This is a genomic window from Actinopolymorpha cephalotaxi, assembly GCF_013408535.1.
GTDB lineage: Bacteria > Actinomycetota > Actinomycetes > Propionibacteriales > Actinopolymorphaceae > Actinopolymorpha > Actinopolymorpha cephalotaxi.
Genome location: NZ_JACBZA010000001.1, coordinates 3,170,762 through 3,184,397 on the forward strand (window position 1 = coordinate 3,170,762; position 13,636 = coordinate 3,184,397).

Genomic DNA, 13,636 nt, shown 5'->3' on the forward strand with positions numbered 1-13,636 from the left:
GGTGAGGCGGGTCCTACGGCTCGTCGGTGTGCACCGTGCGGGGGTGGCGGGCGTGGTCGCCGAGCTGCTGTACGCCGGACACCAGGCCACCCACCAGGTCACCGTCGGCGAACGCCGACCGCATGGCCAGTACCACCAACTGGCAGTCGGTGTCGTGCAGGAACCGGCGCGCCTCGGTGCCGGTCACGATCTCCAGCTGCCGCTGCCCGGGGTCGACCATCACCAGGACGCTGCGTGCGGGGGCGACGAGCTCGGCGTGCAGGCCTTCGGCGTACGCACGAGCGGGCGCCTCGGCCGGGCCGACGTAGACGGAGAAGCTCAGGCCGGACAGCTGCTCGGCGATGCGGACCGCGCGTTCGATGTCGGCGCGCTCGCGTGCGCTGAGCGTGTCACCACTGGCCACCCGCGCCCCCTCGCCCGGTGCCGGTGGTGCCCTCGGGGCCGCCCGTGGACTGCTCGGTGCGGTCGGCCTCCGCGCTCTGCTCGGCGTCGGGGCGGTCGCCGAACCACTCCGGCTGGCCGCTCCAGGAAACGCCGGGCTGCACCCGCGATCCGCGGATCAGCGAGGGTGTCAGCACCAGCAAGGTGATCAGCGCGAACAACCCGATCGGGATGCCGGCGTAGATGCCGAGCACCTCCAGCATCGGCATCGGCGTTTCCTTGGTCCAGGTGTCGGGGGTCCCCGCCAGCGCGACACCCGCCGAGCCGACGGCACCGACGGTCGCGAGCGAACCCACGACGAGAACACGCGGCAAAGCCCGACCGATCATCGCCCTACCCTTCGTCACGGACCACAACCGTACTCACCCCGGCCCACGCTCGCGCGGGTGCCCCGCCGCCGGACCGCCGGAGCACCTGACCGGGCACATCTCCGGTCACATTTCCGGGCAACGACCGAACCGACCGGACCGCCCATTCCGGGCGAAACCACCCGCCGCGCGCGGGCGGCGTACACCGCGAACGCGCGGGCTGGTGGCCACGCGTCCAGGACACCCACCTAGGCTCGGTGAGGTCCGACGCCCCCGCGCCACCTTGGAATCCGACAGATGAACCTCGCGCTCACCTGGGATCGATTCACCGAGCTCGCCGACGTGCCCGCGCACATCGCACTGCTGATCGTGCTGGGAGTCGCCGCCAGGTTCGGCCTCAACCGGCTGATCGACCGGGTGGTCGGGACGACCGCCGGACTTCCGAAGCCGAAGAACATCCTCGGCAGCCAGAAGGCCGCCGCGCTGATCTCCAACCCCGGCGGGCTCTACCACGAGCGCCGGGTCCAGCGGGCGCACGCGCTGGGCTCTCTGCTGAAGAGCATCAGCAGCGCGGTGATCTTCGGCGTCACCTTCCTGATGGTGCTCCAGCAGCTTCAGTACAACCTCGCGCCGATCATCGCCAGCGCCGGCGTCGTGGGGGTCGCGGTCGGCTTCGGCGCGCAGAACCTCGTCAAGGACTTCATCTCCGGCGTGTTCATGCTGCTGGAGGACCAGTACGGCGTCGGCGACGTCATCGACATGGGCCAGGCCACCGGCACGGTGGAGGGCGTCGGGCTGCGGGTGACCCGGCTGCGCGACGGCGACGGCGTGCTGTGGCACGTCCGCAACGGCGAGATCGTCCGCGTGGGCAACAAGAGCCAGGGCTGGTCCAGCCTGGTGCTCGACGTGTCGGTCGCCTACGACGAGGACGTCGCCCAGGTCGAGGAACTCATCAACGACACCGCTCGCACGCTCAGCGGCGAGGACGAGTGGCGCGACCGGATCCTGGAGGCGCCGCACGTCGTCGGGATCGAGGAGGTCAACGGCGCCGCGCTGACCCTGCGGATGATCGGCAAGACCCGGCCCAACGAGCACTTCGGCGTCCAGCGGGAGTTGCGGCTGCGGTTGAAGGCGCTCTTCGACGCCAAGGGCATCCGGGTGCCCGCGCCGATCTGGCCGGGGCAGCCGGGCCAGGCCGCCGGGGTGTGACCCCCGGCCGGCCCGTTCCGGTGTGCCGCGTTCCAGAAGTACGACGTACAGGCTGGTACGACGTACAGGCTGGTACGACGTTCAGGCTGGTACGACGTACAGGCTGGCGTGACGCTCAGACCAGCGCGGCGTCGAGGGTGATCTTGGTGCCGGCGAGCGCCTTCGACACCGGGCAGTTCTCCTTGGCGCCCTCGGCCGCGGCCGCGAACCCGTCGGCGTCCAGACCGGGCACGCTGGCGCGCACGGTCAGGTGGATGCCGGTGATGCCCTCGCCGGGCTGGAACGTCACGTCCGCCTTGGTGTCGACCTTCTCGGGCGGCGTGCCCGCCCCGGCGAGCCCGTGCGAGAGCGCCATCGAGTAGCACGTCGAGTGCGCGGCGGCGATGAGCTCCTCGGGGCTGGTCCGGCCGCTGGCGGCGTTCTCAGCCCGCGACGCCCAGGTGACGTCGTAGGTGCCGATGCCCGACGAGTCCAGCGAGACTCGGCCGGCGCCCTCCATCAGGGAGCCCTCCCAGTGGGCGTTCGCCGTACGCGTGGTGGCCATGGATCCTCCGGTCGTTCGGTGGTCGTTGGGGTGTTTCGTCCTACCCCGCCATCCTGCCCTGCGACCGGCACGATCGCGCGCAGCGGCCCGGCCCGGTCAACTCATCGGGTCGGCTCACCGGGTCGGCCCGCAGGGTCGGCTCGCCGGGTCGGCCCGCCGGGTCGCTCGCGTTACGTCTCGATGTCAGTCGGCGTCCGATCCGGTCCGGCCCTTGACCCCGCGTGCCACCGGCCGTCAGCATTCGTGACGATCTCCGTCAGATTTCTGCCTGGTGCGAAGCTCGGCAGCAACTTTCTTGTGGGATCGCGTTCGTGACAGCCCACTTCGTGGATCCCGTGCGCCGGCCGTACGCAGGGGATCCTCGTGGTCGCCTCAGGAGGAGCCCCATGCGGACAGTCACCCGATCGCGGACGAGAGCCCTCGCCGTCCTGGCGGCGCTGTTCGCCGTGGTCGCGCTCGTACTTCCCGCCGGCGTCGGGCACGCCGAGGAGGCGCCGGCGCCCAAGGAGCCGAAGCAGCTGGTCGTGGCCGCGTCGCAGTCGGTGGACACGTTCAACCCGTTCATGTCGTTCTTCGCGATCGGCTACACCGTCGCCGGGCTGACCTACGACTCCCTCATCGACTGGAGTGCGAAGGACTTCAAGCCGATCCCCGGCCTGGCCACGAAGTGGCAGGAGTCGGCGGACCACCTGACCTGGACGTACACGATCCGCAAGGGCGTGAAGTTCTCCGACGGCAAGCCGCTGACCGCGCACGACGCGGAGTTCACGTACCGCCTGATGATGACCGACAAGGCGGCCCGGGCGTCCTCCTCGGACCTGGTGGAGAACTTCGCGAGCGTGGACGCGCCGAACGACACCACGCTGGTCATCAAGCTCAAGCGGCCGACCAACCAGATGCTCGCCCTCGACAACGCGATCGTGCCCGAGCACATCTGGTCGAAGGTGAAGAACATCGGCGACTTCAAGAACTTCGACTTCCCGCTGGTCGGCTCCGGGCCGTTCCAGGTGGTGGAGTTCAAGACCGACCAGTACATCCGGCTCAAGGCGAACAAGGACTACTGGGACGGCGCTCCGCCCTACGACGAACTCGTCTTCCGCTACTACAAGACGCCGGACGCGAGCGTGCAGGCGCTGCTCGCCGGTGAGGTCGACCTGGTCAGCGGCCTCACCCCCGCGCAGTACAAGGCGTTGCGGAACAAGCCCGGGATCACCCTCAACCAGGCACAGAACCGCCGGTTCAGCGCGATCACGTTCAACGTCGGCGCGCGCACCAAGGACGGCAAGCCGCTGGGCGACGGGCACCCGGCGCTGAAGGACGCGAGGGTGCGGCAGGCGATCCACCACGCCATCGACAAGGACGAGTTGATCAAGAAGGTCAACGACGGCCTCGCCCAGCCCGGCGTGAGCTACATCCCGCCGATCTTCGGTACGTACTTCTGGCAGCCGAGCGGATCGGAGAAGGTGACGTTCGACGTCGCCGAGGCCAACCGGATCCTCGACCAGGCGGGCTACAAGCGCGGGCCCGACGGCATCCGGCGGATGCCCGGCGACGGCCGGCCGCTGCGGTTCCGGCTGCTCAACCACTCCGACACCCCGTCGGAGGCCACCGACTCGGAGTACCTCAAGGGCTGGTGGAAGCAGATCGGCGTCGACACCAAGATCGAGAGTGCGGACTTCACCAAGCTCAACGACCTGCTCTACCTCGGGAAGTACGACATCATCTTCTCCGGCTGGGGCGTGGGACCCGACCCGACGTCGATCCTCAGCCTGCACACGTGCGGCGTGCTTCCCGACGACGGCTCCGGCACCCAGCGCGACACCGAGACCTTCTACTGCAACCCCGCCTACGACCGGCTGCACGCCCAGCAGAAGCAGGAGAGCGACCTCGCCAAGCGGGCGCAGCTGGTCAAGCAGATGCAGCAGATCCTCTACACCCAGGCGCCGGTCGTCGTTCTGCGGTACGCCGACACGCTGGAGGCCTACCGCAGCGACCGCTGGACCGGCTTCGTCAAGCAGCCCGCCGAGCGCGGCATGATCTCCGGGCAGCAGGGCAACTGGGCCTACGTCTCGGCCAGGCCGGTGGTGAAGGCGCAGGAGAAGGAGTCGCGTACCGGCCTCTACCTCGGTGGCGGTGCGGTCGTCGTCGTGGTCGCCGCGGCCGCCGCGCTGGTCGTGGTGCGCCGCCGCCGGACCGCCGACGAGCGAGAGTAGCCGGCGCGGATGAGCATGGATCCCTCGCTGGTGGCGGAGTCGCCGGGAGCCGTGCCGGGCGGTTCGGGACGTACGGCCGGACCGGGCCGTGGCAGCACCGGCGGCGCCGGTGGCAGCCGCTCGGCCGCCGGCCGCGGCTTCGCGAAGTACGTCCTGGCCAAGCTGGGCGGCGCCGCGGTGTCGCTGCTGATGGTGGTGTTCTCGGCGTTCTTCCTGTTCCGCGTCCTGGGCGGCGATCCCGTCGACGCACTGACCCGGGACGTGCCGACCACGCCCGCCGAACGCGCCGCGCTGCGGGAACGCCTCGGCCTGGACCAGCCGCTGTCACTGCAGTTCGTTCACTACCTGCAGGGCGTGCTCACCGGGGACCTCGGCCAGTCCTACCAGTACCAACAGCCCGTCACCTCGCTGATCGGCGCTCGGCTCGGCGCCACGGTGCTGCTCACCGGCACCGCGCTGGTGCTGGCCGTGTCGCTCGGGCTGTGGATCGGCACCCGGGCCGGCTGGCGCCAGGGCAGCACGTTCGACAAGGTGCAGGTCGGGGTGTCGCTCACGCTGTGGTCGGCGCCGACGTTCTGGTTCGGGATGATCGTCATCATGGTGTTCGCCCGGTATCTCGGGCTGTTCCCCATCAACGGCATGGTCTCCCCGTACACCCCGGACGCCTTCTGGCCGCAGGCGCTGGACACGCTGCACCACCTGGTGTTGCCGGCGCTCACCATGACCGCGGTGATCTACGCGCAGTACGTCCTGGTGATGCGGTCGTCGATCCTGGACGAGAAGGACGCCGACTATCTCGTCACCGCTCGCGCCAAGGGACTGCGGGACGACGACGTACGCCGCCGGCATGCCGTACCCAACGCGCTGCTGCCCACGGTCACCCTCGTCTTCCTCCAGCTCGGCGGTGTGGTGGGCGGCGCGATCCTCACCGAGACGGTGTTCAGCTGGCCCGGACTCGGACTGCTCGCCTACCAGGCGCTGCGCATCCCCGACCTGCCGCTGCTGCAGGGGACGTTCCTGTTCTTCTCCACGGCGGTGATCCTGGCCAACACCGCGGCCGACGTCGTGTACCGGTTCCTCGACCCGAGGGTGCGCCACTCATGACCACACCTCCCGACACGGGGACACCCACGCCGGCCGGCGCCGAGGCGCTGCGCTCGGTGCGTTCGGTCGTACGCCAGCGCCGCAAGGCCGCCCTGCTGCGGTTCTGGGCCGGCTACCGCCGCCAGCCCGCGGGCGTGGCCGGCCTGATCGGGATGGCGGTCATCGTCGCGCTCGCCCTGGCCGCGCCGGTGATCACGAACAGCGCCGGGCTGGACGTCACCCAGGCCACCGGCGACCGGCTGCAACCACCGAGCGCGGCGTTCCCGCTGGGCACCGACGAGACCGGCCGCTCGGTATTGCTGCTCACCCTGTGGGGAGCGCGGATCTCGCTGCTGGTCGGCGTGACCGCCACCCTGCTGGCGATGGGGATCGGCACCCTGGTCGGCATCGCCGCCGGGCACTTCGGCGGCTGGTTCACCGGCCTGCTGATGCGGGTGACGGACTGGTTCATCGTGCTGCCCCGGCTGGTGCTGGCGATCGCGCTGGCCGCGGTGCTCGGCCCGAGCCTGACCACCATCGTGGTCGCGATCGGGGTGACGTCCTGGCCGGGCACCGCGCGGCTGATCCGGGCGCAGACCCTCGCGGTGGAAGCCCGTCCGTACCTCGAACGCGCCCGCGCGCTCGGCGCCGGCCACTGGCACCAGATGACCCGGCACGTCCTCCCGAACGTCATGCCGCTGGTACTGGCCAGCACCACCCTGGAGGTCGCCAGCGCGGTGCTGGCCGAGGCCACGCTGTCCTTCCTCGGGCTCGGCGACCCCGCCCGGGTGTCGTGGGGCAGCATGCTGAGCCGGGCGAACTCCTCCGGCGCGATCACGTTCGGCGCCTGGTGGTACCTCCTCACCCCGGGCCTGGCGATCCTGGTCGTCGTCCTGTGCTTCACGTTGTGCGGGCGCGCGCTGGAAGCGGTGTTCAACCCGAGACTGCGGGGGCGGTAGATGTCGCTGCTGGAGATCCGCGACCTGGCGGTCACCTACCACGGCTCGCGCGGCGACATCCCCGCCGTCCGCGGTGTCAACCTCGACTTGGCAGCGGGCGAGACGCTGGGAATCGCCGGCGAGTCCGGGTGTGGCAAGTCCACCCTGGCCCTGGCCATGCTGCGGTTGCTGCCGGCCGGCGCGACCGCCGACGGGCAGATCCTGGTCGACGGCGATGACGTGCTCGGCATGTCGTGGGGGAAGCTGCGCGCGGTCCGCTGGGCCGGGGCGTCCATCGTGTTCCAGGGCGCCATGCACGCGCTGAACCCCGTCCACCGGATCGGCCGGCAGGTCGCCGAACCCATCCTGGTGCACGAGAACGTCGGCGAGGCGGCCGCGCTGCGGCGGGCGGAGGACCTGCTCACCCAGGTCGGCCTGCCGGCGTGGCGGGCCCGCAGCTATCCGCACGAGCTGTCCGGCGGGCAGCGGCAGCGGGTGATGATCGCGATGGCGCTGGCCTGCTCGCCCCGGCTGGTGATCGCCGACGAGGCGACCACGGCGCTGGACGTGATGATCCAGGCGCAGGTGCTGGACCTGCTCGGCCGGCTGGTCGCCGAACGCGACATCGCGCTGCTGATGATCAGCCACGACCTGTCGGTGCTGTCGGCGCACTGCCGCCGGCTCGCGGTGATGTACGCCGGGAAGGTGGTCGAGCTCGGCCCGGCCGGCAGCGTCTTCACCGACCCGCGGCACCCGTACGCCGGGGCGTTGTCCTCGGCGTTCCCCACCGTCGGCGACCCCGCCTCCCGCGGGCGGCCACGCGGCCTCGGCGGCGACCCGCCGGACCCGACCGACATCCCCGGCGGCTGCCCGTTCCATCCGCGCTGTCCGGTCGTACTCCCCCAGTGCTCGTCGACGCCGGTGGAACTGTGGCCGGCCGGGCCGGAGCGGGCGGCGGCCTGCGTACGCGTCGAGGGGTATCCGGGGTCCGCTGCCGACGGGACGGCCGGGACCGACGAGGCGGACGACCGTTCGAGGAGTACGCGATGACCGACCAGCCGACCGCGACGGGGGCGGCCCAGGCAGCGCACCTGGCCGGGCCGGTCCTGTCCGCCCGCGGCCTGTGCGTCGACTTCGGCGTACGCGGCGGCCGCCGGGCCCGGGCCGTGGACGGCGTCGACCTCGACCTCGCGCCCGGGGAGATCCTCGCCCTGGCCGGTGAGTCCGGCTGCGGCAAGACGACGTTGGCGCGGGCCATGCTCGGCCTGGTGAAGCCCAGCGCCGGGACCCTCAGCTACGCCGGTGCGCCGATGGCGACCTCCGGCGCCGGCCTCAAGGCGTACCGCCGCGCCGTCCAGCTCGTCCTGCAGGACCCGACCGGCGCGCTCAACCCCCGGCACACCGTCTACGAGGCGGTCGCGGAGGGCCTGCGCATCCACGGGATCACCGACAACGAGCGCGACCGGGTGGCGCAGGCGTTGTCCCGGTGCGGGCTGCGGCCGGCCGAGCGCTTCTTCCTCGCCTACCCGCACGAGCTGTCCGGCGGGCAGCGGCAGCGGGTGGTGATCGCCGGCGCGCTCGTCCTCGAACCCAAGGTGATCATCGCCGACGAGCCGGTGGCCTCCCTGGACGCCTCCGTACGCGGGGAGATCCTGGCGCTGCTGCTGCGGCTGCGGGACGAGTTCGGGCTGGCGGCGCTGGTGGTCACCCACGACCTGGGCCTCGCGTGGAGCATCGCCGACCGGCTGGCGGTGATGTACCTCGGCCGGATCGTGGAGTCCGGGCCCACCGAGGAGGTCCTGGCCGCCCCGCGCCACCCCTACACCCGGGCGCTGGTGTCGGTGCTGCCCGACTCACCGGTGCCGGGACCGATCGTGCTGGCCGGCGAGCCGCCGGACGCCACGTCGATCCCCGAGGGGTGCCGGTTCCACCCGCGGTGCCCCGCGCTCGCCTCCGGCGCGTCCGAGGCGGCCGGGGTGGCGCCGTCGTGCCTGCGTACTCCCCTGCCGGTGCTCGGCGCCGAGCCGGACCGGCATCACGTCGCCTGCCACCTGGCGGCCGCCACGCCGCCGCCGGTTGTCACAATGGACCACGATGAGTGAGACCTTCTATGACGCCGTCGGCGGCCACGCCACCTTCGAGCGGCTGGTGGCCCGGTTCTACGCCGGGGTGGCGGGCGACCCGGAGCTGCGGGCGCTCTACCCCGAAGAGGATCTCGCCGCCGCCGAGGTGCGGCTGCGGATGTTCCTCGAGCAGTACTGGGGCGGCCCCCGCACCTACTCCGAGCAGCGCGGTCACCCACGGCTGCGGATGCGGCACGTACCGTTCGCGGTGACCGAGGACGCCCGCGACCGCTGGCTGCGGCACATGCGGACGGCCCTGGACGAGCTGGGCCTGGACCCCGAGCACGAGCACCAGCTGTGGACGTACCTCGTGATGGCGGCCAACTCGATGGTCAACACCGTCGGAGGGCAGCGGCCCAACCTCCTCGGCTGAGGTCGCTCCCGCTGGCCCCGCGGCCCGCTCACCTCCGGACTTGCCGAAAGCCCGCCTCGGCAGGGAAGCTCTCCCTCCATGAGCAACTCCTCGCCTAACTGGTGGCGTACCGCCGTCATCTACCAGATCTACATCCGCAGCTTCGCCGACGGCAACGGTGACGGCATCGGCGACATCGCCGGTATCCGCTCCCGGCTGCCCTACCTCGCCGAGCTGGGGGTGGACGCGATCTGGATCACCCCGTGGTACGTCTCGCCGATGGCCGACGGCGGGTACGACGTGGCCGACTTCCGCGCGATCGCGCCGGAGTTCGGCACCCTCGCCGAGGGCGAGGCGATGATCGCCGAGGCGCACGAGCTGGGCCTGCGGGTGATCCTGGACATCGTCCCCAACCACACCTCCGACCAGCACGCGTGGTTCAAGGAGGCGCTGGCCGCCGACCCGGACTCGCCCGAGCGGGCGCGGTACTGGTTCCGGCCCGGGCACGGGCCCGACGGCGCGTTCCCGCCCAACGACTGGCGTTCGGTCTTCGGCGGTCCGGCATGGAACCGCCTGTTGGACGAGGAGGGCGTGCCCGAGGACTGGTACCTCCACCTCTTCGCGCCCGAGCAGCCCGACCTGAACTGGTCCAACCCGGAGGTCCGCCGGGAGTTCGAGGACATCCTGCGGTTCTGGTTCGACCGCGGCGTGGACGGCTTCCGGATCGACGTCGCCCACGGGATGGACAAGCACCCGGCGCTGCCCGACATCGGCTGGGACGAGGAGGAGCTCCTCGCCGAGCCCGAGCACGACGACCACCCTCACTGGGACCGCGACGGCGTACACGACATCTACCGCGCCTGGCGGTCCGTGGCCGAGTCCTATGCCGGCACCCCGGAAGGCGCGCGGGTGTTCGTCGCCGAGGCCTGGGTGGGTACGCGCGCCAACCGGCTGGCGCGCTACCTGCGTCCGGACGAGCTGCACACCGCGTTCAACTTCGACTTCCTCAAGCGGGGCTGGGACGCCGCCCAGATGCGCGCCTCCATCGACCACACCCTGAGCTCGCTCAGCGAGGTCGGCGCGCCGCCCACCTGGGTGCTGTCCAACCACGACGTCATCCGGCACGTCACCCGCTACGGCCGGGACGCCGACGACATCGCCAAGTCGGCCGGCACCGTTCCGGTCGACCTGGAGGTGGGGCGTGCGCGGGCCCGGGCCGCCACGCTGCTGATGCTGAGCCTGCCCGGCGGCGCGTACGTCTACCAGGGTGAGGAACTCGGCCTGGCCGAGGTGGAGGACCTCCCGGTCGAGTCGCTGCAGGACCCGATCTGGGAGCGGTCCGGGCACAAGCACCGCGGCCGGGACGGCTGCCGGGTGCCGCTGCCCTGGAGCGGTGAGGGACCCGCGCTCGGCTTCGGCGACGCGCGGCCGTGGCTGCCGCAGCCGGCCGAGTGGAAGCAGCTCAGCGTGCAGGCGCAGAGCGGCGACCCGGACTCCGTGCTGTCGCTCTACCGCGAGGCGCTGTCCATGCGGCGTTCGCTCGCCGAGCTGTCGGGCCTGCCCGAGGGAGCCGGGTCGTCAGGGTCCGACGAGGCCGGCCTGGTGTGGCGCGACAGCGCCGCCGACGTGCTGGCGTTCGACCGCGGCTCCTCGTTCCGGTGCGTGGTCAACCTCGGTCGGGATCAGGTGGAGCTGCCCGCGGACGCCGAGGTCCTGCTTGCCAGCGCGCCGCTGCCGGACGGCAAGCTGCCCGCCGACACCTCGGTCTGGCTGCGCCTGTCCTCCTGAGCGCCGCCACACCTCCCGAGTCGAACCGTGACACCTGCCGGGTGGCGGGTCCCCCCAACGGGACTCTCCACCCGGCAGTTCGCGTTCTGCTGCTGCTCTTCCTCGCTTCGCGGATGCGTTTCGCGTGTCCTACTTCGCTCATCTCGATGAAGTTTTCTTCCTGACACGGCCGAAATCACGGAGGTACGATCAAGGACTAGCTCGAGCCCGTTCCCGACCTCACTCGTCAGGAGGCTCGCCATCACGTCCTCACGATCGGCTGCCCACTCCTCGATTCCCGATGCCGTCGACGCGTCGACGCTGTGGTACGAAGCGCCGGCCGACGACTGGGAGCGCGAGTCGCTGCCGATCGGCAACGGCGGCCTTGCCGCGTCGGTGTTCGGCGGAATAGCCACCGAACGCCTTTCCCTGAACGAGAAGTCGTTGTGGACCGGCGGACCGGGTGCGGTCGAGAACGGCCGGTCCTACCGCCACGGCCTGTGGGAGCAGCCACGTCCCGGCGCGCTGGACGAGGTACGCCGCGAGATCGCTGCCGCGGGCGCGGTCGAGCCCACCCGGCTGGCGGCCGCTCTCGGCCAGCACGCCACGGCGTTCGGCGCGTTCCAGCCGTTCGGCGATCTCGTTCTCGAACTGCACGATCCCGGCGTCGCCGCCCTCGACTACCGGCGAGGTCTCAGCCTGTCCGAGGGAGTCGCCTGGGTCGACTACCACCTGGACGGGGTGCGCTTCACCCGCGAGCACTTCGCCAGCTATCCCGCCGACGTGCTGGTCACCCGGCTGCGGGCGAGTGAGCCGCGCAACCTGTCGTTGACAGTGTGCCTGGAGATGCCGCATCCGGACGCACGCGTCCATGTGCACAACGGCCGGATCACCGTCCGAGGTTCGCTTCCGGACAACAATCTCGGCTACGAGGCGCAGGTGCTGGTCGTCGCCGAGGACGGAATGCTCTTCGACTGCGAGGATTCCGTGCTCGTCCGGGAGGCGCACGCGGTCACTGTCATCCTCGGCGTGGGCACGTCGTACTCCCCCACCTTCCCCGACTATCGCGGCCGTGACCCGCACCGCCGGCTCACCCGCCGGGTCAACGCCGCCGCCGCGCAGCCGTACGCGAGTCTGCGTGCCGCACACGTCGCCGACCACGCGAACCTCTTCGGCCGCGTACACCTCGACCTCGGCCAGCCCGCACGTTCGCCGATGCCCACCGACGAACTCCTCACCCGCTACGGCGGCACGCACGGTCTGCGGGGTCCGGACGCCCGCGCGCTGGAGACGTTGTTCTTCCAGTACGGCAGATATCTGCTGATCGCCTCGTCCCGGCCGGGGTCGCTGCCGGCCAACCTGCAGGGCGGCTGGAACACCTCCACCACGCCGCCGTGGAACAGCGACTACCACGTCAACATCAACCTGCAGATGAACTACTGGCCGGCCCACGTCACCAACCTCGCCGAGACCGTCGGGCCGCTGATCGACTACATCGACGGCCTGCGTCCACCCGGCCGGGAGGCGGCTCGTCAGATCTGCGGCGCTGGTGGCTGGGTTGTCCAGAACCAGACGAATGTCTGGGGTTTCAACGGGGTGCACGACTGGCCGACGGCGTTCTGGTTTCCCGAGGCCGGCGCGTGGCTGTGCCGCCATCTGTGGGAGCACTACGAGTTCGGCGGCGACGTGGATTTCCTGCGCGAACGCGCCTACCCCGTCATGGCCGAGACGGCGCGGTTCTGGCTCGGGTTCCTCGTCCAGGACGCCGACGGGACGCTGGTGGTGTCCCCGAGCTACTCACCCGAGCACGGGCCGGTGACCGCCGGCGCGTCGATGTCGCAGCAGATCGTGTGGGACCTGCTGTCCAACACGCTCGCCGCCGCACAGGTGCTGGACACCGACCACGAGCTCCGTCAACGTTTGGTTGACACCCTGGCCCGTCTCGACCCCGGGCTGCGGATCGGTTCCTGGGGACAGCTGCAGGAGTGGAAGGGCGACCTCGACGTCGCCACCGACGACCATCGGCACGTCTCACACCTCTACGCGCTGCACCCGGGAAGCCAGGTCACCCCGCTCGTCACGCCCGAACTCGCCAAGGCGGCACAGGTGTCCCTGCGCGCCCGCGGCGACGGCGGCACCGGCTGGAGCAAGGCCTGGAAAATCAACTTCTGGGCGCGGCTGCTCGACGGTGACCACGCCCACCTGATGCTGGGCGAGCTCCTGCGCAACTCCACCTTGCCCAACCTGTGGGACACCCACCCGCCGTTCCAGATCGACGGCAACCTCGGCGCCACGGCCGGTGTGGCCGAGATGTTGCTACAGAGCAGGCTGGAGGGCCGGACGGCGTTCGTGCACGTGCTGCCGGCCCTGCCCGCGGCGTGGTCCCGGGGCCGGGTGTGCGGGCTGCGGGCCCGAGGCGACATCACCGTGGACGCCACCTGGGTGGACTGCCGGGCGGACCGGATCGACCTGCTACCCGGCCAGACCCGTGACCTGCGCCTGTGCACGAACCTCGTGGGATCGGCGTACTCGCTCACCGACCGCACCACCGGCGAGCCCGTGTCGCACAGCCGCGACGACGTCGACCACGTGATCGGCTTCACCGCACACGCCGGCCACCGTTACCGGCTGCGGGCCGGCTGAGCCGGCCCCCCCCAG

General features: G+C 71.2%; 12 protein-coding genes. 9 read left to right on the forward strand and 3 right to left on the reverse strand.

Annotation, left to right across the window (positions count from 1 at the left end; translation table 11 throughout):
* Window positions 1-13: 13 nt before the first annotated feature.
* Window positions 14-403, reverse strand: a complete 390-nt coding sequence (locus FHR37_RS14015; RefSeq protein WP_092883432.1) for a DUF5130 family protein — start codon at window positions 401-403, stop codon at window positions 14-16.
* Complete coding sequence (locus tag FHR37_RS14020; protein WP_092883433.1) at window positions 390-770, reverse strand: hypothetical protein; 381 nt, start codon at window positions 768-770, stop codon at window positions 390-392. Before FHR37_RS14020 ends, FHR37_RS14015 begins: the two co-directional genes overlap by 14 nt.
* A 276-nt stretch (window positions 771-1,046) precedes the next feature.
* Here FHR37_RS14020 and FHR37_RS14025 point away from each other — a divergent pair, with 276 nt between their 5' ends.
* Complete coding sequence (locus tag FHR37_RS14025) at window positions 1,047-1,958, forward strand: mechanosensitive ion channel family protein (RefSeq protein WP_092883434.1); 912 nt, start codon at window positions 1,047-1,049, stop codon at window positions 1,956-1,958.
* Between the two features lie 115 nt (window positions 1,959-2,073).
* Here FHR37_RS14025 and FHR37_RS14030 read toward each other — a convergent pair whose 3' ends face one another.
* Complete coding sequence (locus FHR37_RS14030; protein ID WP_092883435.1) at window positions 2,074-2,502, reverse strand: OsmC family protein; 429 nt, start codon at window positions 2,500-2,502, stop codon at window positions 2,074-2,076.
* A gap of 386 nt (window positions 2,503-2,888) precedes the next feature.
* Between FHR37_RS14030 and FHR37_RS14035 the strand changes: the two genes are divergently transcribed.
* The 8 genes from FHR37_RS14035 to FHR37_RS14070 all read left to right on the forward strand — a co-directional run bounded on the left by FHR37_RS14035 (window position 2,889) and on the right by FHR37_RS14070 (window position 13,621).
* Window positions 2,889-4,715, forward strand: coding sequence for an ABC transporter substrate-binding protein (locus tag FHR37_RS14035; protein ID WP_092883436.1), 1,827 nt, complete (start codon window positions 2,889-2,891; stop codon window positions 4,713-4,715).
* A 9-nt stretch (window positions 4,716-4,724) separates the two neighbouring features.
* Window positions 4,725-5,819 carry an ABC transporter permease gene (locus tag FHR37_RS14040; RefSeq protein ID WP_175542507.1) on the forward strand — a complete coding sequence of 365 codons (1,095 nt, stop codon included), beginning with the start codon at window positions 4,725-4,727 and terminating at the stop codon, window positions 5,817-5,819.
* The gene (locus FHR37_RS14045; RefSeq protein WP_092883437.1) at window positions 5,816-6,757 is read left to right on the forward strand and encodes an ABC transporter permease; all 942 of its coding nucleotides are present in this window, start codon (window positions 5,816-5,818) and stop codon (window positions 6,755-6,757) included. The genes FHR37_RS14040 and FHR37_RS14045 overlap by 4 nt, the downstream gene beginning before the upstream one ends.
* Window positions 6,758-7,786 carry an ABC transporter ATP-binding protein gene (locus tag FHR37_RS14050; RefSeq protein WP_092883438.1) on the forward strand — a complete coding sequence of 343 codons (1,029 nt, stop codon included), beginning with the start codon at window positions 6,758-6,760 and terminating at the stop codon, window positions 7,784-7,786.
* Entirely contained in the window at window positions 7,783-8,838 is a 1,056-nt protein-coding gene (locus FHR37_RS14055) for an ABC transporter ATP-binding protein (protein WP_092883439.1), read from the forward strand. Before FHR37_RS14050 ends, FHR37_RS14055 begins: the two co-directional genes overlap by 4 nt.
* Complete coding sequence (locus FHR37_RS14060) at window positions 8,831-9,232, forward strand: globin (RefSeq protein WP_092883440.1); 402 nt, start codon at window positions 8,831-8,833, stop codon at window positions 9,230-9,232. The genes FHR37_RS14055 and FHR37_RS14060 overlap by 8 nt, the downstream gene beginning before the upstream one ends.
* 78 nt (window positions 9,233-9,310) lie before the next feature.
* Window positions 9,311-10,999 (forward strand): glycoside hydrolase family 13 protein, encoded by a 1,689-nt coding sequence (locus FHR37_RS14065; RefSeq protein WP_092883441.1) that lies wholly within the window; start codon window positions 9,311-9,313, stop codon window positions 10,997-10,999.
* Window positions 11,000-11,347: 348 nt separating this feature from the next.
* Complete coding sequence (locus FHR37_RS14070) at window positions 11,348-13,621, forward strand: glycosyl hydrolase family 95 catalytic domain-containing protein (protein WP_237768787.1); 2,274 nt, start codon at window positions 11,348-11,350, stop codon at window positions 13,619-13,621.
* The last annotated feature ends 15 nt before the right edge of the window (window positions 13,622-13,636 follow it).

What these genes read in the sequence shown, in the direction of transcription:
- FHR37_RS14040 (WP_175542507.1), top strand. Translation starts at nt 4,725, where the DNA reads ATGAGCATGGATCCCTCGCTGGTGGCGGAGTCGCCGGGAGCCGTGCCG.
- FHR37_RS14060 (WP_092883440.1), top strand. Translation starts at nt 8,831, where the DNA reads ATGAGTGAGACCTTCTATGACGCCGTCGGCGGCCACGCCACCTTCGAG.
- FHR37_RS14050 (WP_092883438.1), top strand. Translation starts at nt 6,758, where the DNA reads ATGTCGCTGCTGGAGATCCGCGACCTGGCGGTCACCTACCACGGCTCG.
- FHR37_RS14035 (WP_092883436.1), top strand. Translation starts at nt 2,889, where the DNA reads ATGCGGACAGTCACCCGATCGCGGACGAGAGCCCTCGCCGTCCTGGCG.
- FHR37_RS14055 (WP_092883439.1), top strand. Translation starts at nt 7,783, where the DNA reads ATGACCGACCAGCCGACCGCGACGGGGGCGGCCCAGGCAGCGCACCTG.
- FHR37_RS14065 (WP_092883441.1), top strand. Translation starts at nt 9,311, where the DNA reads ATGAGCAACTCCTCGCCTAACTGGTGGCGTACCGCCGTCATCTACCAG.
- FHR37_RS14020 (WP_092883433.1), bottom strand. Translation starts at nt 770, where the DNA reads ATGATCGGTCGGGCTTTGCCGCGTGTTCTCGTCGTGGGTTCGCTCGCG.
- FHR37_RS14045 (WP_092883437.1), top strand. Translation starts at nt 5,816, where the DNA reads ATGACCACACCTCCCGACACGGGGACACCCACGCCGGCCGGCGCCGAG.
- FHR37_RS14025 (WP_092883434.1), top strand. Translation starts at nt 1,047, where the DNA reads ATGAACCTCGCGCTCACCTGGGATCGATTCACCGAGCTCGCCGACGTG.
- FHR37_RS14030 (WP_092883435.1), bottom strand. Translation starts at nt 2,502, where the DNA reads ATGGCCACCACGCGTACGGCGAACGCCCACTGGGAGGGCTCCCTGATG.